Origin of the sequence: Serinibacter arcticus (assembly GCF_004786095.1) — a bacterium.
Taxonomy (GTDB): Bacteria; Actinomycetota; Actinomycetes; order Actinomycetales; family Beutenbergiaceae; genus Litorihabitans; species Litorihabitans arcticus.
This window is the reverse complement of sequence record NZ_RHPJ01000002.1, coordinates 163,716-184,508: the sequence shown is the minus strand read 5'-3', so window position 1 is coordinate 184,508 and position 20,793 is coordinate 163,716. Positions and strand designations below refer to the sequence as shown.

General features: G+C 66.0%; 12 protein-coding genes and 2 pseudogenes. 5 read left to right on the top strand and 9 right to left on the bottom strand.

Going from position 1 to position 20,793, the window contains the following annotated elements:
- Positions 1-1,167 precede the first annotated feature (1,167 nt).
- The 6 genes and pseudogenes from SERN_RS05680 to SERN_RS05655 form a co-directional block, all read right to left on the bottom strand.
- Positions 1,168-1,667: pseudogene (locus tag SERN_RS05680) on the bottom strand (transposase); the annotation flags it as partial.
- 123 nt (positions 1,668-1,790) lie between these two features.
- Positions 1,791-1,973: pseudogene (locus SERN_RS05675) on the bottom strand (helix-turn-helix domain-containing protein); the annotation flags it as partial.
- 106 nt (positions 1,974-2,079) lie between these two features.
- A complete protein-coding gene (locus SERN_RS05670; RefSeq protein WP_158292579.1) occupies positions 2,080-3,891 on the bottom strand; it encodes an ADP-ribosylglycohydrolase family protein in 1,812 nt (603 codons plus the stop codon).
- A gap of 17 nt (positions 3,892-3,908) precedes the next feature.
- A complete protein-coding gene (locus SERN_RS05665; protein ID WP_158292578.1) occupies positions 3,909-4,613 on the bottom strand; it encodes a DarT ssDNA thymidine ADP-ribosyltransferase family protein in 705 nt (234 codons plus the stop codon).
- Positions 4,610-6,019, bottom strand: coding sequence for a UvrD-helicase domain-containing protein (locus SERN_RS05660; RefSeq protein ID WP_135849171.1), 1,410 nt, complete (start codon positions 6,017-6,019; stop codon positions 4,610-4,612). Before SERN_RS05660 ends, SERN_RS05665 begins: the two co-directional genes overlap by 4 nt.
- Before the next feature lie 273 nt (positions 6,020-6,292).
- Positions 6,293-7,834 (bottom strand): serine/threonine-protein kinase, encoded by a 1,542-nt coding sequence (locus SERN_RS05655; protein WP_135849170.1) that lies wholly within the window; start codon positions 7,832-7,834, stop codon positions 6,293-6,295.
- Positions 7,835-7,972: 138 nt separating this feature from the next.
- Here SERN_RS05655 and SERN_RS05650 point away from each other — a divergent pair, with 138 nt between their 5' ends.
- Positions 7,973-9,163 carry a hypothetical protein gene (locus SERN_RS05650; RefSeq protein WP_135849169.1) on the top strand — a complete coding sequence of 397 codons (1,191 nt, stop codon included), beginning with the start codon at positions 7,973-7,975 and terminating at the stop codon, positions 9,161-9,163.
- Between the two features lie 1,810 nt (positions 9,164-10,973).
- Here SERN_RS05650 and SERN_RS05645 read toward each other — a convergent pair.
- Both SERN_RS05645 and SERN_RS05640 read right to left on the bottom strand, forming a co-directional pair.
- Complete coding sequence (locus tag SERN_RS05645; RefSeq protein ID WP_135849168.1) at positions 10,974-13,754, bottom strand: class I SAM-dependent DNA methyltransferase; 2,781 nt, start codon at positions 13,752-13,754, stop codon at positions 10,974-10,976.
- Entirely contained in the window at positions 13,751-17,026 is a 3,276-nt protein-coding gene (locus tag SERN_RS05640; protein ID WP_135849167.1) for a helicase-related protein, read from the bottom strand. Before SERN_RS05640 ends, SERN_RS05645 begins: the two co-directional genes overlap by 4 nt.
- Positions 17,027-17,579: 553 nt before the next feature.
- Here SERN_RS05640 and SERN_RS05630 point away from each other — a divergent pair.
- Genes SERN_RS05630 through SERN_RS05615 form a run of 4 tightly spaced genes read left to right on the top strand, consistent with a single transcriptional unit; the run spans position 17,580 to position 20,421 of the window.
- Complete coding sequence (locus SERN_RS05630; protein ID WP_135849165.1) at positions 17,580-18,413, top strand: DUF4397 domain-containing protein; 834 nt, start codon at positions 17,580-17,582, stop codon at positions 18,411-18,413.
- On the top strand, positions 18,410-19,159 hold the full coding sequence (locus tag SERN_RS05625) for a class F sortase (protein WP_135849164.1): 750 nt from the start codon (positions 18,410-18,412) through the stop codon (positions 19,157-19,159). The genes SERN_RS05630 and SERN_RS05625 overlap by 4 nt, the downstream gene beginning before the upstream one ends.
- A 58-nt stretch (positions 19,160-19,217) precedes the next feature.
- A complete protein-coding gene (locus SERN_RS05620) occupies positions 19,218-19,757 on the top strand; it encodes a sigma-70 family RNA polymerase sigma factor (RefSeq protein WP_332888460.1) in 540 nt (179 codons plus the stop codon).
- Positions 19,744-20,421: an anti-sigma factor gene (locus SERN_RS05615; protein WP_135849162.1), complete on the top strand. Its 678-nt coding sequence runs from the start codon at positions 19,744-19,746 to the stop codon at positions 20,419-20,421. Before SERN_RS05620 ends, SERN_RS05615 begins: the two co-directional genes overlap by 14 nt.
- A gap of 4 nt (positions 20,422-20,425) precedes the next feature.
- On the opposite strand, the gene SERN_RS05610 is transcribed toward SERN_RS05615, so the two are convergent.
- Positions 20,426-20,776 carry a hypothetical protein gene (locus SERN_RS05610; RefSeq protein WP_135849161.1) on the bottom strand — a complete coding sequence of 117 codons (351 nt, stop codon included), beginning with the start codon at positions 20,774-20,776 and terminating at the stop codon, positions 20,426-20,428.
- Positions 20,777-20,793: the final 17 nt, after the last annotated feature.

The window sequence follows — 20,793 nt, the reverse complement described above, 5'->3', positions numbered from 1 at the left end:
GCGGTGGGGAGGAGGGCATGGGTCGTCGGTTCCTTCCGAGTGGTCAGCCCCCTGACGTGCTGATGGTGACGTAGCCGCGTTACCGGGCTGTGAAGGGGTGATTTGCTCGGGCGTCTCGGGTCGGAAGGTCTATTCACGTGGCGGGGACACCGCGGTCGAAGGCTCTATAGGTGCGCTTGCCTGAAGTCCTGCTGGGTGTACCGCCGTTAGAGCTGTGCCGATGTTGGCTCGTGGGAAGCCGCGTCCTTCACAGCAAGGGCCTTCGCGTGCCACCCTCGCTCCCTATGAGGGACAGGCGGGAGTGCGCCGTCATCGGCTGCACCAACCAGCGCTTCTGGCGCCAGCAATGCGTGAAACACGCACGCCGTCTACTTGCGTTCGAACCAGTCTTGAACCCACCCGCACCGCCACCGCCACCGCCACCGCCACCCGTGTCGATCGTGTGTCCTGAGTGCGGCACGACCTGGCAGCGTCCACCGGGGCGGTCGCGTGCACGGTTCTGCTCTAGCGCGTGCAGATTTGCCCACGCCCGTCGGCGGCCCCCCTCCCCCAACACCGAGCGCGACCAGCAGATTAGGGCAGCCGTCGAAGGTGGGGAGCTCCAGGCCGTCGTGGCCGAGCGCTTCGGCATCAGCGCTCCACGGGTGTGGCAGATCGTGAACGACTGGGTACCCGTCGGCGAACGTCGACCACCTCCAGCCTTACCCCATTGATCTCCAGCTGACGGTCTACCAGCTCCACGAGCACTAGTCGACGGGCTCGGGCATCGCGCGCGAGTACCGATACTCCCACCCCGTTTGCCGACCTCACTAGCAGGACCGTCAAAGTGTTCGAGCCAGCCGCGCAGCGGCACGGCGTATGCCGAAGCGGGGACCGCCCCACCGATTGAGCAGGTGCTGGCGGCCCTGATCCCACGGCGTGGCGTCAAGATTGATACCCGGCACGAGCACGCGTCTCACATCGGGTAGGACGCACGCCGCCGCCGCTGGCCCCTGCCCTCTCGCCGGTCAAGGGGAAGGGGGCAGCGGACATGGCTCAGACCTGAGTACTTTCCCCCCACCCCAGGCAGCATCTCTGAGCTCATGGGAGGCAGGCGCCCGCCGGACGGAACGATCGCGGAGTCATTCGGACTGCTCCGGAGGACACGCGGCCAGCTGGATACCCCACCAGGGTCGGCCCTGTGACAGCGTCACGGACCTGCCGGGCCGAGGGCTCCGTCGGGCGTAGTAGGTGCTCGGGTTCACCTGCAGCACTGTGCAGATGAACCCGACCCCCAGTCGTCAGCCTTCCACGAGATCTTCGCGGTTGGAGTCGATGAGCGCGGCCACTTGTGCTGGCGGTCGAGCTCCGACCCGAAGAAAGTCGCTGCCCGCCGCGAGATCTCGTTCGCTCTGCGTAGTTCCCGGCTCTCCTGCTCCAGGGCCTTCACCCGCGCAGCCTCCTCCGTGCTCACCCCCGGCGTGACGCCCTCGTCGATGTCGGCCTGTCTGACCCAAATCCGAAACGACTCCACCCCGTAGCCCAGTTGCATCGCGACCCTGTGAACCGTGCCGTGCTCAGTACCCAGCTCGGCTCGCAGCGACCGGACCACGCGGACTGCGGCCGCCATTCTCCTGATCGGAGTACCCCCTCGTGGTCGACTTCCCTCCACTCTTCTCCTTTTGCATAAGTCCATCCTCGTTCCCAAACTCAGGCGCCTCCATCAAACCCAGAGCGATTCATCACGACCTGCGTCACGAGCTGCGTCACGACCTGCGTCAGGGTCAGAGTTGGGCTGAACGCCGGAGCGCTGGACCGCTGGAGCAAACGATCAGGCCGGCCTCGCCCAGCTCGCGGTAGCGGCTGACCCACTTCGAGGCGCACTGGCGCGAGATGCCCATCTCGGCCGCGACATGAGCAATCGGACGGTGCTCGAACCGCTGGACGAGACGAAGCCGACCGGCAGGGGTCAGTACAGCATTAGCGGGAGTCATGAAGGGGTAGGTCTCTCTCAGTCAGTACGGTTGGTCGCACTTCCATCCTGCTGCCAGGACCTACCCCTTCCTCACCCCCGCGTCACCAACCTCGTAAAACACAACATCAGGGGTTTAGGCGGTCAACTCGCAGATCTGTGGGCATCGTCGTCACTCGGACGACGTTCCCGTCAGGATCTTTGAGCCACAAGCTGTCACCGCGCTCGGACCACACGGCGTCGTTTCCGTGGTCTCTGGCTCGACGAACAAGGCCGTCGAGGTCCGGGTGGGCAATGGTCACGAGAAGGCCTCGAGTTGGTGCACCACCGGTAGCAGTCGAGCGGAACTGCACGAACCGCAAGCCGTTCTCCAGGACGAAGTGCCCCTCGCTTCGCCCTACCCGCAGCCCGAGCAGGTCTTCGTAGAAATTCGCCGATCTGTGCAGATTCGCGACCCGCGTTTCCACGTGAACTATGGCGCTGGGCTGGCGAATAGGTTGGTCCGAGAATTCCATGGCCGGCTCGTTGGACCGCCGGCCACGCTGGGCTGACCTGAAGGCCGGGGAAGCTTCGAACTCGAGGTCGGCCCGTGACGAGGAGCGTGAAACCTTATCCACGTAGAACGTCTGGCCGTCGATCGAGCGCAACTGTACGCGTGCTCCGCCCGCACCGTTCTTTGCGGCAAGAGGGGTAATCTGAACGATTTCGGCCCGTCGCCCGTCTGGCATACGGTCGATCAGAAGGTGATGCAGGTCCTTCGTCCAGCGTCGCATCGCCGAGTCTGAGATGCGGCCGTGCGCAGGTTCGGCTCGCGATAGAGGTCGAGTGAGCTGCCTGGCCAAGTTAGAGATATAGGTGGCGTCTTGCACCTGTTGCCCGAGCACACCGAGCCAGCGCGTGCCGTGAAGAGCTCCGAGAAGTGAAGCAGTCATCGAAGCGATCGTGTCGGTGTCGGCGCCGTTGAGGAAGGCTGTTCGTAGCAGGCCCGACGTCGGTTGGACGGCCGACCGGCTTGCGACGTATACGGCGGCGATCGCAGCGACCGTGCCCGCCCCGCTTCGGCTCCTGTCGAAGCAACCGATGGCCTCGAGGGTCTTCCGGTCATCAGCGGCTGGCCCTCTCTGCAGCGCGGCGTCCGCGACGGTGAGAGAGTCAAGGGACTCGCGAACGGCACGGTTCCACTCATCGCGCGGGTGCGGGGTCGGCAGCGTGTCGGCTGCGTGATGCCAACCCGCTGGAAGCCGATCCGCGCTCTCATGCATCACGTCGAAATCGGTCCAGGTCCGATCGCCAAGAAGGTCCTCAAGGAGGGTGCCGTACTCCAACGTTCCAGTCGTTGTCAGGGTCCGGGAGAGCGCGCGCGCGTGCAGCACCGCGCCCAGGATGGCGTGCGGGTGGGCGTGTGTCGTGAGGCCGTCCGAGATGACTCTCCTTGCGAGATGGCCCCAGCTGATCCCTTCACTAACGGCGACGAGGACGTGGGGCGCGATGCGCATCGCGACTCCATTGCCACCGGCTTTGAAGTAGGACTCGGCTTGCGCGTGTTCCCGCGCCGTTGTTCCGATCTGCCAGGGGGGTCTACCCGCAGCCCAGGCTCGGGAGGCGCGCAGCACGGCACCGCCACCACCGCGCTGGTAGATGGGCCACTGAGGCAGTTCGACCTCGGTGAGCCAGGCCCACCAGTCGGAGCCGCGCAAACATGCGCGCCCCACGGCCAGGGCGAGCTGCGTATCGTCGCTGTACGTTCCAGCATCAACGTGATCGATGTAGTTTGCGAAGCGCGTGCCGCCGTAGCGCTGCCAGGGCCGAAACGTGGGCGCCGGTTCGACCTCACGCGCCGCGCGACCTCCGACAATCTGGCTCCGGTCCTCCTGAGGCCATCCGAGTGCGTCGCCGACGGCAAGAGCCACGAGCACACCGTCGGCGCGCTCGGAGGACACGGCAAGAGTCTCGGTGGTCACAGACGCTCTCCCGCCTCGGGAGCCCACAGCATCTCGTCTGGCTGCCGCCCGGTCTGAATCGCCCGCGTGAGGTCGAACTTTCGGAAGAGCACCGGTGCCACCTTCCATGGGATCTGGCCAGTATTGAGGTTGAGGCGTCGAAGGATCTCATGGTGCTCGCCAGCGACAGCCTCGGACTCCACGATGATGCCAGTGACCTCCGACACCGACACCGGCCCGGGGATGAGGACTTCTGACTGCAGGTCGGTCGGGACCGACGGTAGGTGGGTCGCCCCCCTCACACGCCCGCCAGGTATCGAAGGACTTGCCCAGCACTCGCTTAGCGCTTCCGCTCCTGGCCGCAGGTGCGCCCCCCGGTTCCTGGCTGCGTTGCATCCGGCGAAGAGGGCCCCGGTCCTTAAAACCAGGCTCTTTGAGAGGGTCAGGATGAGCCAGTTCGGGTAGTTGGTCTGATTTGACTTTCTGCCGGCGATATCCCTGTAGTACGCGTTGGGGTACTCGAAAGAGCAGCAGAGATGATCGGGATGGGCGTCGAACCTCTCCTCGTCGGTCGGCAGATACTGAACGGGATCCTTCTCCGCCAGGTCTTTACTGCTGCGGAGGGCGCCGTCCCGCAGGATGGGTATGAGGTTGCGCGCGGAGGTGAAATGCACCAGGCGTGTGAACCCGAGCTCTGCAGCGGTAGTTGCGATGTCCGTCACGGGTACTCGCTCTCCAACCAGAGGCCTGAACCTGCGAAGGGCAGCAGGGGGGTAAGGGTGCCGGTGTAGGTCAGGAGCAACTGGGCCCTGGCTCGGGTCACTGCGACGTAGAGAAGACGGGCCTCCCGGGCTGCTGCCTCGGCTGGGTCGAACGCTGAAGCGACGTCGGGGTGAGGCAGGTGCTCGAAACCAAGCGACGGCATGATGACAAAGTCGAACTCCAGGCCCTTCGCGGCGTGGTAAGGCCCGACCCAGACTCCTGGCGTGGGGTCCCACGCGCGGAGGTTGTCGCCGTCCAGCCTTCGATACTGCAGCCCCCAAGCCGCTCCCTCCGCGAGGCTCCATGTCCTAGCCAGGATCGCCACCGATTGAACTCCAGCGTTCCCGAGTGCTTGGCTTTGCACCAGTTCGATCTCTCTGGCGCGATTGCCGGCTAGAACCAGGGCCGGTCGAGGGCCAGCCGCGACGGGGGCCCGCGGTACTACGAGATCCTCGGCTTCGCCTGCCATCGCGGGGGTTCGCGAGAGAGCGATAGCGAGGTCGGCGATGGCCTTGGTGTTGCGGTAGTTATCGACGAACCGTTCCACTGGTCTGCCACCGAGATTGATGCCAGCTGACCTCCAGGACATGCCCTGTCCGTAGATCGCTTGGTGGTAGTCGCCGAAAAAGGTCAGCGAGCCACCAGGCTGTACAGCCTCTGCGAGGGACCTGATGATCTCAGGTGAGAAGTCCTGTCCCTCATCGACCACAATGTGGCGGTACCGACGCGGGTTCGGATCCGCGGCCAATTGGGCTCGCACTGCTGAGGCGAGGTCGTCCCAGTCGTAGCGGGCAACGGTCAGGGAGCGTGCGCGCAAGTAGGCCTCCCGCACGAGCCAGACCCGGTCTCGAGCGGTTCCCGCGTTCAGTGGAGTTTGCCTTCCGATCCGTCGAGCAGCTTGGTACTCCTGGATAGTGGTGAAGCCCATGCCTGAGATCCATCCGAGTTCGTCCTCGAACCAACCTGCTTGCCGCGTCAATACCCCCCTGCCGGGATGCAGGGCCCGGATCTCCTGTATCGCCAGTTCGATGAGCGCTCTGAGCTGGCCCTTCTGCGCGATTCCGTCTCGCCGGGGCATTTGGCCTCGAGCGTTGAGATAGCCGCGGGCGAACGACGAGTACGTCTCAATTGTGATTTGGGCTTCACCAGCGGGGCGTAGGTGTTCCAGGTACCGCACCAACGCCTTATTGAACGTCACTAGCAGTACCGGGCCGCAGTTGACCGTCGCAGGATGAGCGAGGTGGACTGCGCGGTGGATCGCCATTGTCGTCTTGCCGGTCCCGGCAGTGCCAAGGACGACGTTGTGCTGAGCGGAGTTCAGGAAGACGACCTCGTGCTGTCGTCCGACCGGGTCAGGAAGGGTCATCGAAGGCTCTGACTGCTCAAGGGCGCACCGGACGTTCGGAGTCGCGGACCCGCGAGCCGCGCCTGACTCAGCGCCTGAGCAACAACCAAGCGGTAACCGGCCAGTAGAACTCGCCACTCACAGCTCGGCCTCATCATCGGCCTCGACCGTGGACACACCTCGTGCACATTCCCTCCCACCGGGTCGAGCATGGACGGGAACTTCGCCCCTGCTTGCCTACTACCACGGGCAAGTGTGACACCCAGAGTTCGTACGCGCATCTTGGAGGCAGAGCTAGGACGCCAGCCTGCGCCGGATATTTCGGATTCCCTGACGAACGACTGGGTGCATCGTCCTTGCGGCGAAGTCTGAGATCGACCACACAACTTCGTCCGGGCCTACCTCTTGGAGGCCTTCGAGGCCCGCCAGCGCCCGCTCGGGGTCACGCACGGACTGGAGTACATCTACGAGGACGTCGCGGACGTGCCACCTGTTGTGTTTGGTTCCGACGCGGACAAGTGCTGCCACACCCTCTCTTAAGACGTCGTTGCTACCGGTGATCTGAATGACTTCCCTGACCGCATCAGCGATGACGTCGCAGTACGCGAAGTCATGCTCCTCGAACTTCAACCACTCGGTGATGTGGCGCCATCCCTCGTAGAACGCCTGAGGATTGGTGCTCCACAGGTAGTCGATCGTGACGGACGAAGCGCCGAGGAATGCCTTGGCCGCAACATGGATCTCGGCGTCAATGTCGAGGGTGGACAGCCATCGCGCAAGTTCGTCAGCGGCGACTGCGTCGAGCTCGGTGGCCGCGAGCCGGGGGTGCAGGCGCTCCAATCTCAGGCCGGGCTCTTCCCAGACCAGCTCCTTGACGGTAGCTGCCTGCTCTACCGCCCTCAGGAGAGCCAGGACGTCGGCATAGCGGTTGTCTCGCGGCCCGGTCGCTCTCTGGATCACCGGTCGAAGTAGGGACTCGGGGATCTGATCGGCGCCAACAAGAGGGAGCTCGCCCGTCAAGGCATGCTGAAGGATCTTACCGATCGAGTAGATATCGTCCCGGACGTCCGCACGCTTAGGTCCCTGCCACTGCTCGGGCGATGCGTAGATGAACGTACCCATACCTTGAGCCAGGGTGCTCGTTAGAGCCTGAGAAACCCGTGCGTCTTCACGTGCAAGCCCGAAGTCGCTGACCTGCCACAGACCCTCCGGGCTCCGAAGGACGTTGCCCGGCTTGAGGTCACGGTGGAGTATGCCGCGCTCGTGAACGTGACCGACGCCGGCACAGAGCTGTCGGGCAAGATCGGTCACGCTTGCAAGATTTCCCCTCATACTGGCGATCCCGTCGGCAAGACTCCCCACCGCTAGAGGCATTGCGCACCACGTCTCGTCAGCCCCACTCAGGTCACCATGATCGATGACCTTGGCGACATGAGGATGATCGAGCTCGTCCTTCATGATTCGCAGCTCCCGTCGAAAGCGGGCAACCGCCTCGTCATCTACCGATGAAAGCTCCTTAAGAATCTTGACTGCTACTACCTCGCCGTTTCTACGATCGACGGCCCGGAATACGTCGGCGAACCCCCCCGCCCCTAGGGCCGGCTCCTCGAGAACAAACCGGTCTCCAACGACTCGCTCACGAGCGCTGGGCCGGCCTGCGCTACGACGCACCCCCGAGCCGAGCCAGCGGTCCACCTCGCCGAGGTCCCAGATCGGCCCGCTGCTGAGCACCGCGACCGGCTGGGGAAAGTCGTTGCGCGACCTCACCTCTCCGAACCTCTGGCGGCTGACACCCAACCTCTGAGCCACCTCGCTCACTCCACCGAGAAACGCCATCCCCTGTCCTCACTCCTTGAACCCTTGCGGTGACCGCAACCATAGACTTACTCTTGCTGCGACGTAAAGGGATACCTTGTCAGTGGCCGGGCGCAGGATGGCCCTGAAGCTGAGGTAACTACGAAGGGGCTTCCAGGCATGTCTGACGGGGTTTCTACCCAGCCCGAACTCGAGCTTGGTCTTGCCATGCTGGAGACGGAGTCCGAACTCGTCTGGCCCGACGGACCGTTGCCGCGCGCCGGTCTGCTGCCCGAGGCGGGTCTCGACGGCTTCGAAAGTGGCCTCTTCGTCCAGGCCCACGCGAGGGAGACGCTCGACGCCGCGAAACTAGTCGAGCAGTACCGTCTCGGCGTTGTCTTCACACTTGACCGCAACAGTTGCACCACGATGCTTCAGCAGGCGAGAAGCGCGATCGAACCCGTGCGGAGACGGCACCGATCCTCAAGCATCATGATCGATGCAAACCACTACTCCGGGAAAAACCGTAAGCGCGTCGCGGACGGGATCTCGCGGCAGTGGGCGGTACACCAGCTCGAGACGCTGGGACTGCCATGGGCTTTGACGGACTCTGGCTTCGTTGAGTCGCTCGGCGACGTCGACGCCCTCCTCAACATGACCAGATCACTGCCTGAGCGCACCATCATCGCGCTTCCGATGCCCTCCAGCCTTCTCCGGGATGAAGCCACCGCGATCACGGACCTGGTCAATGACTTCGAGCGCCCGGTTGCACTCCTGCTCGAGCACCCATCCGATCCCTTCGACGATGAAGGAGTTGCAGAGTCCTTGGTTCAGGTCATCAGGAACTCCAACCCCGCCGTCAGTTTGCTGCGTAGCGACACCTCGGCCATCGGTGCCCTGTGTCACGGCGCTGCTGCCGGGGCGGTGGGTGCCCATTCTGGTCTCCGGCACATCTACCCGCGCAGCACAGGTGGGGCCGGGGAGAAGCTCTCCCTTGTTGTACCGCGGCTCCTTGGCTACTACTCCCAGCATCGCTTCGAGCAGGCCTACTTCCGCGACCCCCTCGCACCGCTCTGGCGCTGCTCCTGCTGGTTCTGCAATGACCGTGACCTCACCTGGATTGGTAACGAGCCAGGCGACCAAGGGTTCCGGGCTAGCTTCCAGCACTCCACGGCCGCCCTCGCAGAGATTGGACACCTGGTCAGTGGCAGCACAACGACCTCCTCCCAGGCCAAGACCTGGTCAGCGCTATGTGAACTCGCCCGAACCCGACATCTCGACTTGGCAAATCCCAGCGGCTCACCCTGGAAGCCGAAGGCCGCCCTGCAGTACTGGGCTCGGCTCGCGCCGGTGCGCGCGGGCGTCCGCTAGAACGTTGGTTGAAACTTGATCTTGCTGGGCGGTTTAGACCGGGATGGTGCCGCGTACAGCGATGACAAGTGAAGTGGGGGTTGCCACGTGAACAGGCGGCCCTAGCCCGAGCGCTTCCACCGACGACCAGGACTACCTCTGTCAGTTATTCCTTCAAATCGTGGGCCGGAGCGCGACCACTGGCTAGGGCATGGGCGAAGAGGCCTTCTTCGAGCAATCGCGTTCCCGGCACTCTCGGGGTGCGCGACAGAGGAGCGCCCTGCCCGGATACGAGGATCTCTGGGTGACAGTCTTCAACCGTATGCGCGACCCACAGACCGGCTAGGTCAGCTTCCAGAAGCTGTAGGCGTGACGGCTCGCTCGAGCGAACGAGTAGTACAGGGGCCAGCGGCGAGACCACTCCTGCGTCACTGAGCGCCGCCCGCCACCTTCGCGTCGTGATGACGAAGCCTGCGATTCGCAACGGTGCGGGCGGGACCCCATCCACGTCGCAAGCGTCCCCGCGGTCCTCCCAGTCCTTGAGTATCAGCAGTCGTCGTTCCGGACCAACTCCCTGCCTGATGCGATCCATCGCACCTGTGAAGACCACGATCGGCCAAACCCACGCGCCGAGAAGTCGTACAGCCGGCAGCACTGCACCCGGCCAAGACGCCCTGATGACCGCCGCCGCTGCCAGACGCTCGTCGCTCTCTCCGAAGTCAGCGACCGGACGGCTCCACGTGAGTTCGTGAGCAAGGGTGATGTTAGGCACTAGACCATCCTCGCGTACCGTCCCCGCCCGCGCCGAGGAGCGCAACGCCCTCATCGCTTCCAAACCTTCGCCCGAGCTGTGTGCTCAGGAATAAGCCTCAGCGACCGACCGCCCCGCTCTTGGACGAGATAGACCATTGGACTTGCCTCGGAGACCCCTACGGCGTCAAGGAGCCGTTTCGGGATGGAGACCTGTCCGTGGATCGAGAGTGCACGAGGGCGTTCAGGGTCCCGCACGCCGAGGCTCGCACTGGAGGTCGGCGACGGCATCAGCAACAGCTCCCCAGGTCGACCGGTCGCAACAGTCACCGTCAGGCAGTCGCCAGCCCTCAAAGAAAGATCATTCAGAAGACGACGGGGAAGGCAAACCCGCCGTGTTCTGGCGTGAACTGGTCGCGGGCCGTAGAGACGCATAGTGCTAAAAATAGCACTAAAATCGGGTCCGACTCGCCTCGAAGTGACCGCCCTAGCCGTGCCCAGCACTCGGGACAGTCGAGACCGTGACCGCTCGCACGAACCGGGTCGGGCCGGCGCCGGTGCCATGTCAGGTGTCGTTAATGACGTGGGTGGTGCGGCGATGGCAGCCTCAGGAAGACTCCCAAGTTCTCCGACGAGGACCAGCGATTGGGCGTGCCGCTAGCCGTGATCGGCCAGGCGCTTGTGCCCGCTGCTAAGAGAACTGTGTGGCTCGAGCTGCTGAGCCGCGTCGCCCGCGTCGGCAGTGAACAAAGGGCAGTGGGGGTTTTGCTGCACTATTCGAGGGACTGCCACTCCTACACAGACACACCCCATTCACGCGACCGCAGGCGGACCGAAATGCAGTTCCGCGTCGGCCTAAAGTGTCACGCCAGCGGTCTGCGCGCCCTCGACGAGCGTGCAGGCCGCCAGCGTGACGGCCATTAGAGCGTGCTCAAGATCCTCGAGCTAATCCAGTCAGAGCGACACCATCGAGATCGGTCTCGTCAGTTCAGATACTGGTCGAAGCTGCTGGCTCGGATCGTGGTTCACACGGGGCTCGCGAACGTCGAGTGGGGCTAAGTGTCCCGTCGCCCGTTGCTCCCTAGTTTCGCCGGGGCGCCTGCGAGATCAGCGTTTCGTAGGACTTGAGGAGCAGGAGAGCCCGCCCCTCTTCGCCGAGGGTGGGGGTTGCGCCGAACACTTCGTCTACCGCCCTGTCGACTTCCGCGTGGGCGTCCGCGACGTCGGCGGGCATGTAGGCGCCGTACAACTGGGCGAGGGTCTGGCCGGGGTGTGCGGCCCGTGCCGCCAGCACGACGTGGCCGGCAGTCACGATCGCTTTACGCTGACCAGCACTGACGTGGGGGAGCGGGAAGGAGTCGTAGGTAAAGGTACGGGAGAACCGCAGATCGGACTTAAGCCGTCCGGTGAACGTCTGCAACCACGTCATGAACAGCGATGAGGACAGGATTGCGAAGGCGAACCCATCGGGGTCGGTCGCCAGGAAGGCCGCGTTGGACGTCACGACGTCAGGTTCGAAGTGCGCAGGAGTGAAGTACGAGCGGGCCTCGGAAACAACCCCGGGGATGCACAGGTAGGGGGCGCTGGGCTGAGCGATGTGCCAGAAGAGGTGTGGATGGTCTGCCATCGCGACGGTGTCCGGGTTCTTCGAGGCCCTGCGAGCCTTGGCGCACGCATCGAGGCGTGCGCGTAGGACGGGGCTTGTCTCGAGGTCAACCGGGTCCGCGTCGGCGAGCCACAGGCACCAGCGCTCCTTGCCATACAGCAACTCGTCCGTCCCGACGAGCGGCCGTACGTACTTCGCGGCGATCGGGTCAGCCTGAACGTCTGCCAGTTGCGCTCTCGAGACGAGCAGGTTGCCCTTACCGTCATTCGGCATAGATCCGAGGCCAACGGCAGGCATCTGTGGGTTCAGCGGCCGTCCCGGCTTGGTGATGAGCACATTGGGGCCGTCCATGAGGTACGGGTTAATGTTGCGCACTTCCGTTGGCACTGCGTCCGCGGCGGGGCCGTGCGGGTAGCGGTACAGGGTCGGCCGCGGTGTCGTGCGCCCGCGGTCGAAACCGACGATGCTCACGTGGACTGCGGCGCCGCCCTTTGCCTCCGTCGTCCACTTGAAGGAACGGTGCGCGAACCTGCAGCGCCATCCCGCCTTCAGAATGGGGCCCCATAGGCTCGCAACGGGCTCCCCCTGGGAGATTGAGTTGGTCGAGACGAACGCCCAGCGCCCTCTGTGGTCTCCGAAGTACTCGAGGGTCTTGGCGTACCAGGAGGTCACGAAGTCGAGGTTTACGTTGTATGCCTTGCCCCACACGAACTTCATGTCGGCCGCTTGCTCAGTGTTGCGGTACTTACGGCCCACGAATGGCGGGTTCCCGACAATGATGACGTCGTCGCTCGGTTCAATGATCGTGGCCCAGTCGACGCGGAGCGCGTTCTCGTGGTGAATCTCTGCGACGATCTTGACGGGGAGGCGGTCGGGAGCCAAACCGAACTCCTCTTCCATCAGCTGGTTGGCCAGGTGGTCGACGAGCAGCATCGCGGTACCGGCAATGCGCGCGGGCCACTCATCGATCTCGATGCCGTAGAAGTGGTCCAGCCGCACCTTGACCAGGTTGGAGACGTCGAGGGTCATCTGAGACCTGTTGATACCGCCGGTGTGGATGCCGCTCTGCGAGTCGAGGTCCCGTCGCCTGGCGAGCACCTGAAGCTCAAGTGCTCGCAGTTCGCGGTAGGCGACGATGAGGAAGTTGCCACAGCCGCATGCGGGATCGAGGATCCGCAGGCGCCCCAGGTCGTTATGCAGACGGGTCAGCTGCGCCTTGTCGTCGTAGGCGGCATCGAAGCGGTCGTGGAGCTCGTCGAGGAAGAGTGGGCCGATCGTCTTGATGATGTTCTGCTCGGTCGTGTAGTGCTCGCCACCCGCCCGTCGGGAGTCCTTGTCCTTTACGGTCTGGAACATGGAGCCGAACACAGCGGGCGAGATCCGGCCCCAGTCGAACTCTGCGGCCTCGAGCAGGGTCAGACGGAACTGAGCCGTGAGTGGAGGAAGCGCAAGAGATTCCGCGAACAGTCGTCCGTTGACGTGACGGAAGACCCGGTAGGGCGAGTCGAGTGCCAGGTGCCCACGGTCCTTCTCGTCTGTGTCTAGAACGTCGAACAGTGCGCCAAGGTCGACGTGCAGCGTGTCTGCAGAGGTGTGGAGCTCGAGATAGCTCGCGAAGAGGTCGGGCTTGGACTTCCACATCCCGGTGTCGTCCGCGAACAGCAGGAACAGCAGCCGCGACAGCAGGAGAGTGGCGCTGTCTTCTTCGACGCCTGCGACCTCGAGTTGGGTGTAGAGGTCACCCATCAGGCGTGCGGCGCGCACGGCGGCAGTCTCAGACTCCCGGTTGAAAGCTGACCGCATGCGCGCGAGAACCTCGATCAGCGAGGGGTCTTCATCGAACCCGATCGTTATCGCGGCGAGGCGTTCGAGCAGCTCGGGGTTTGGCGTGCCGATCGTGTGCTGGTGGTTCATCAGGGCCGAGTTCGAGCCTGCTGCTTCACCGCGCCGGGGCCATCGCCACTCTTGGCGCTTGCTGTCGCTGAAGATGATGAGGCGCTCGATGTTGTCCTTGCCCAGCTGCGCGTCCAGGTCACGTTGGATGGTGCGCGGGGGAAGCGCGCCACAGCTCCAGATGCGCATGCCCTTGTACGAGGCGACGGGCGCTAGTGAGTAGAACTGGCCGCTGGAGGTGAGGGTGACCGGTCCGCGGTCGGCGTTAGACCAGCCGAGCTCGTCGACGAAGAGCGTGCGGAGGTCGCCGTTGTCGAGCAAGGTCTGGACTGCGGCGTTTCGGCTAGACGTTGTGGTGGTCACGGGATTACTCCGAGGGAGGTGACGATACGGACAGGGTCGTTGCCGCGGCCGGCGAGGACGAGTTGCTCGTCTCGGTGGAGTAGCGCCACGAGCGTGGCGAGATTGGTGTCATCGGCCGAGTGGCGAATCGCTCGCCGGAGCCTGCGTTCGGCCTCGGACGTCAGTGGGTGCTGATACAACGCCTCGAGAGCGGCGGAGGTCTCTGCGTCGTGATCCATGAGGGTCGTGCCGAGGCGGTTCCACACAGTTCGCCGCACGCCGCGCATCTTGCCGGCCAGGGCTTGGGGTGCTGCCAGCGGTCCGCGGACCAAATTGACGATGAGTTGATCGTGGTCGTAGCGGATCGGGAGCGCGGGTGTATCCGGGGTGGCCTCGAAGAGGCGTAGGGCCTCCTGGCCAGTCAGCAGCTTCAGTTCGCCGGCTGGTGTCGCCCAGCCGAAACCATCGAGATCGGAGGCCGTTCTGACGAAGCACGCGACGCCAGGTCCTTCGTCGCTCACGCGCTCGCGTCGAGTTGCGTCGATGAGGTCCGGGAGCCGCTGGATGCGCTCGGCCAGCGCCGCGTCCTCCTTGGTCGCCTTCTGCCAGTACTCGTACGCCAGCGACGCCGCATCGACGTCACCTTCGTCTTCGGGCTCGTCCAGGGTGCCGGTGTATAGGTCGGTGAGAGTCTTCACCTCGTCAGCCGTGCCGAAGAACTGCTCGTCCGAGCCGAACGCCGCCGCGTTCGCCTTAAGCCGCTCGGCTATGCGCCGACGAAGGTCGATGACCTGATCGACCGAGTCGTGGAAGAAGGAGTAGAGGATGACCTCGTCAGCTTCCTGACCGATGCGGTCGACCCGCCCAGCACGCTGAATCAGCCGGATGATCGCCCACGGGAGGTCGAAGTTGACGATGACGTGCGAGTCCTGGAGGTTCTGTCCCTCCGACAGCACATCTGTAGCGACCAAGATCCGTAGTTCGCGCTCAGGGTCGAGAGGGTCGGCGCCCGGCAGCGCATTCGAGAGCGGTGAGAATCGGTGGGCCAGTGCCGTCGGGTTCTCGCTGGAGCCAGTCGCCACCCCGACGCTGGCGACACCGGCATCAGCGAGCGCCCGACCGATGTACTCCGCTGTGTCCCGGTACTCGGTAAAAATGAGCACCTTCTCGTCCGGGTGCGTGTCGGTCAGCAAGTGCACCAACGCTGAGAGCTTCGAATCCGTCTCGGTACGCCAGGTTCCGAACTGCTCCAGCAGACGCGAGAGCAGCGCGCCGTCGTTGGTTAGGTCCTCAGCCAGGGCGGACGTGAACAGAGCCGGACGGACCCACGTGACCTTCTTCGGCGCGGCAGCCTCGAGCGCGGCGTACCTCGCGGCAGCGTCCCCGACGAGAGAAAGGGTGCCGTCGATGTCAGCGTCGGAGGGGTCCACGTCCCCCATCAGGGCGTCCTCGATGGAGCCCGTGGGCAGAGGCAGGTTGTTCTCGATCGCGTATGTGAACAGCTCGTTGCGTGCCAAGTGCTTGCGGACCGACAGGAGGAAGGAGTACCCCGACGAGGACAGGCGCTTGTAGAGCAGCGTTCGGACGAAGCCGGCCACCTGGCCTCCGGACGAGATGACGTTGTCGACGAACGTCTTCTCCGCGTCGGAGTAGGCGATGTCGTCTGCCAGGTAGGGAGCCAGGTTGTAGCGCGGTAGGTCTAGGGCACGGATGGCATCCAGGGTGGCGTCGGAGGCCATGAGGCGTGCCGGATCGTCCTCGCCGAAGGAGTGCTCGACCGGTCGGGGGACACGTTTGGGAAAGGTAAAGCGGCGGCCGTCGTTGAATCTCAGGTACAGCTGGCCGGTCTTGGGGTCGGTCTCTGCGTACGTGCGTTGAATGAACGACCGAGTACGTCGCACCAGGTGCTCGCTCATCAGCCTGGCCCAGTCTTCGGCGAACTCCGAGAGGCGAAAGGCCTCAAGGGTCGTGATCTTTCCGTCGACTGTCGGTCGGTTCGCGAGGTCGGGGTCCTGTGCCAGGGCCGCGGTGGGAGACAGCCCGAGATCGTCGTCGGGGCCGATATACAGGCCTAGCTGATTGGCGACGTCAGCGAAGCGGATATTGAAAGGCGTCGCGGTAAGGAGCAACACCCGACTGTCATTGATTTCAAGGTGATCTTTGACCGCGGCGTAGGCGCGCGTGTCTTCGTTGCGGAGGGTGTGCGACTCGTCCACTATGACGAACCCGTACCGCCCACGCAGCGACTTGAGGTCGGCGTGGGCTCGCGAGTAGGTGACTACCTCACCGCCGTGGAGGCCGTATGCCTCGAGGTGCTCGCGCCACATTGACTCCAGGTTCTTCGGGCACAGCACCAGGGGGCGGAAACCGTGTTCGTCACGCAGCATCAATGCGACTGAGATCGCGGTCAGAGTCTTACCTAGACCCACGACGTCACCAAGCATCGTGCCTCGTCGAGACATGACACGCCGAGCGAGAGTCCGTACGGCCGTCGCTTGGAACTTCAGCAATTTTCCAGAGACCTCGGCAGGCACCGAGTAGGCAGCCAGGCCCTCGCGCACATCTCGCGACAAGTCGAAGCAGACCTTCAAGAAGACGTCGTAGGGGGACCGCGGAGCAGCGGCAGCCCACGACTCCTCGAGTAGGTCCAGGAGGTCAGCGGAGACCGGGAGCGCGTACCGGTCATCCCAGAGCGTGGTGAACCACCGATCCAGGTCGCTCGCCGCGGCGCCGTCCATCACATCGACGTTGAGCTCGAGGTTGCTGACCAAGCCAGGAGCCGTCAGATTCGAAGATCCGACGAAGCCCAGGATCGGGTTGTTCAAATCGCTGCGATGGAGGATGTAGGCCTTCCCGTGCAACGGACGGGAGGTAAAGACCTTCACCTCAACGCGCCCAGTCGCGATGAGCTCACGGAGCGAAGCCAGTGTCGTGCGGTCAGCAGCGGTTGGCACACCCCGCATGAGTTGCTCGCGAAGGTGCTCTAGTAGCTGCGCCTTGCGCTCCCGGGCCGTTGCCCGGTCAGCCTCGGGTGTAGTCGTCCCGTCTAGGCCGGCCTGGAGGTCCTCGATCGTGGACTGCTGCGCTGTGGGCAGCACCATGCCGATGAGGATCCGTACCAACGGAGTGCCCGCGGACTGAAGTTTGGTCCGTACGAGGTCATCGAACATCGCCCAGCCACGCAAGTTGAAGTATCCGACGGCAACGTCCATCCGCTCGAAGCCCGGAAGCGTGGCTCGAAGATGAGGGCCGAGCCTCGTCTCATCAGACAGGTTGTCGAAGATGCGCGTCATGCCTTCATCCTGGCGTAGGGACCGGACTCTTTCCGCGCGCCGTGCGAGTTAGCGGGCCGCGAACGCCAAGCACACCACATGGGGAGCGGATGTTGGTTCGGTTCCGGGGCCCGGCCTTGCCGCTCGAACCGACCCACGATCAGTCTGCGGAGTGATCGAGCGCTCCGCTCCCCCTTCGTTTGTAACCTGCTTAGCCGCGGGCAACCGAGCCCGTTGACCTACTGGGGTTCTTGGTGCTGCCCGTGCGCGCATGGTCACCCGTGCTGAGCACCGCGAGCTCAACTTGACGGGCCAGTGCGGGTGGTCGCGCTACCTCGCTGCAGTGATTGTTCCGTTCGACCTCGGCACAGGCGCGCCCGTCGCCCTTGCCGCCCTTGCCGCCCTTGCCGCCCTTGCCGCCCTTGCCGCCCTTGCCGCGGACGATCCCCTTGGGTGCCAAGGTTCTTTAACCATCACGATCCCGCTGCATCCAAACCCACCCCCGCCACAGAAGTACTCCACGTCAGACACCGAGCGCCCTCTGATCGGGGCGCCGTTACGAAGGAGTACCGCCATGCGTCTGCGCACCCCCCTCACCCTCGGCCTCGGCGCCGCCATCCTTGCGGCCACCGCGGCGGCCCCTGCCGTCGCCGCCCCCGGCGACGCCATGCTCTCCGTGCTCCACGCCGTGCCGGACACCCCGGTCGACGTGTACGTCAACGGCGAGCTCACGCTCGACGACTTCACCCCCGGCACCCTCGCGGGCCCCCTGGAGCTCCCCGCCGGCACCTACTCCGTGGCCATCACCGCCGCGGACGCCGCCGACGCCAGCGCCCCCGTCCTCGGCCCCATCGACCTGCCCCTGGCGGCCAGCACCAACTACACCGCCGTCGCGCACCTCGACGCGGCCGGCGCCCCCACCGCCACCCTGTTCACCAACGACACCTCGGCCACCGCCGCCGGCGAGGGTCGCCTGACCGTCCGCCACACGGCCGCGGCCCCGGCCGTCGACGTCCTCGCGGGCGGCACCGCCGTCGTCTCCGGTCTGGAGAACCCCGACGAGGCCACGCTCAACCTCCCCGCCGGGACCGTCTCGGCCGCCGTCGCCGCGGCCGGCACCACCGACCCGCTGATCGGCCCGGCCGACGTGCCCGTCGTCGACGGCCAGCTGACCATCGCCTACGCGTGGGGCAGCGCCGAGGCCGGCAACCTCGCCCTCGCCACGCAGACCATCCAGGTCGGCCACTCCGCCCCCGGCGGCGTGCCCACCGGTGAGGTCCGCGTGCCCGAGGACGGCGTCCCCGCCGGGTTCATCGCCGGGGGCGCTGCCCTCGTGCTCGCCGGCGGCGCGCTCGTCCTGGCGCGTCGCAGCCGCACCACGACCGCCTCGGACCGCTCGGCCGCATGATCCGTCGCACGTCAGCACCGTCCGCGCGGGCCCTCGTGGCCCGCGCGGTCGGCGCGTCCCTCACCGTCGCCGTCGCCGTCGCGCTCGCCGCGTGCGGCGGCGGCGCCCCGAACGAGGGCGACGGCGCGCCCCCCTCGTCGCCGTCGCCCTCCCCGGATGCGTCCGCCCCGCCCGAGACCGGCGCCCCCGCCGCCGATGCTGACTCGGGCGGGGCGGGCGCGCCCGCTCCCGCCGCGCCATCCCCCCCGGCCGACATCCCGATCGTGGACGCGACCGGCGTCGTCGCCCCCGCCGCCCTCGGCACCCCGCCCACCGGCGTCCGCCTGGACGACCTCGACCTCGACATGCCCGTGCTCCCGGTCGGCATCGCCGCGGACGGCCAGACCGAGGTGCCGGGCGACGCGAACGACGCCGGTTGGTACCGCTTCGGACCGGGCGCCGGCTCCGACCGCGGCGCGACCGTGATCCTGGCGCACGCCGGCACCGAGGAGACCCCGCGCGGACCGTTCTCCCGCCTCAAGGACGTCGACCTGGGCGCGGCGGTCTCGGTGACCGACGACGCCGGCGTCGAGCACGCCTACGTCGTCACCGACGTGGAGGTGCTGGAGAAGGCCACGCTCGACCTCACCCCCTACTTCGTGCGCGACGGCGACCCCCGCCTCGTCCTCATCACGTGCGGCGGCCAGTGGGACGAGGAGGCGAACAGCTATCGTTCGAACGTCGTCGTCACCGCCGTTCCGGCCTGAGGCGACGATGACGACGTCGGCTCGAGGGCGAGCGCGCAGCAGCACGGAGGTGAGGGCGGTGGAGGAGGAGCTCGCTCACGCCTTCCGCAGCGGCGAGACGGCCGCCGTCCGGCAGGTCTACGACCGCTGGTCGCCGCTGGTCTACACGCTCGCGCTGCGCTCGCTCCGCAACGAGGCCGACGCCGAGGACCTCACCCAGCACGTGTTCGTCGAGGCGTGGCGCACGCGGTCCCGCTTCGATCCGACGCGGGGCGCGCTGCCGGCCTGGATCGTCGGCATCACGCGGCACGCCATCGCCGACGCCCTCACGCGCCGGACCCGGCACCGCGACGGGGTCGCCGCCGTCGCCGCCCACGCCGCCGAGACCCCGGTCCCGGACGCGTCGGACGCGGTGGTGCGCAGCGTCGTCGTCGCGGATGCGATCGCCACCCTCGGGGAACCGCAGGGGACGATCGTGTCGCTCGCGTTCTACGAGGACCTCACCCACCACCAGATCGCCGAGCGCACGGGCATCCCGCTCGGCACCGTCAAGAGCCACATCCGCCGTAGCCTGCTACGGCTGCGCGAGACCTGGGAGGTGTCCGATGCCGCACTCTGATCCGGAGGATCTCGCCCTCGTCGCGCTCGGCGAGGACGCCTCCCCCGCGACCCTCGAGCACCTGGACATCTGCGTCCTGTGCCGCGACGAGGTCGCGACGCTGACCGACGTCGTCGACGGCGTGCGCGTGCCCGCGCCGCTGCAGCGACCGCCCGCGCGGGTGTGGGAGGGGATCGAGGCGCAGATCGAGCAGGCGCGTGCGGCCGAGCCGATCGCGCTCGAGTCCCGACGGCGACGCCGCCTCCCGCTGCTGCTCGTGGGTGCGGCGGCCGCGGGTGCTGCGGTCGTGCTCGGGGTGCAGGCGATCTTGCCCGACGGCGGCGCCGACCCCGCGGGCGTCGAGCTCGCCACCGCGACGCTCGACCCGCTGCCCGGCTGGGACGCGGCCGGCACCGCGGTGCTCGAGGACCGCGACGACGGCCGCGTGCTGCGCGTGGATCTGCCGGGCGACGTGCCCGTCGAGGGCTACCGCGAGGTCTGGCTCATCTCGACCGACCTGACGAGCCTCGTCAGCCTCGGCGTGCTGACCGGCGACAGCGGGTCCTTCGACCTCCCGGCCGACCTCGACGTGACGGAGTTCGCCGTCGTCGACGTCTCCGACGAACCGGTGAACGGGGACCCGACGCACTCGGGGGCGAGCATCGCCCGGGGCGAGCTGGCCTGAGCGGTCAGTGCCGGACGGGGACGGACCGGGCGTAGCCGTCGATGACGGCAGTCAGGGGTGCGCGCGAGCCGGCGAACGTCACGGAGCTCCCCGCACGCAGGGAGATCTCCCCGATGCGGATGGGTCGCCACCGATTCAGGTACCGGTGACCCGCGACGTCCTCCCACCCGCCCACGAAGCGCAGCCGGCCCGCGTCGTCGACGAACCAGAGGAGGAGTCCGGACCGATCGTCGGCGCGGTCGCCGAGGAACAACGTGCCGGCAACCCCTCGCCCCGAGCGAGACGGGCTCGCCTCGGAGTCTCCGAAGGCGGCCGGAGTGCGGAGCCGCACCGTGCCGATCCTGGGGTCCTCCATCGCGCGAGCGTAGCCGG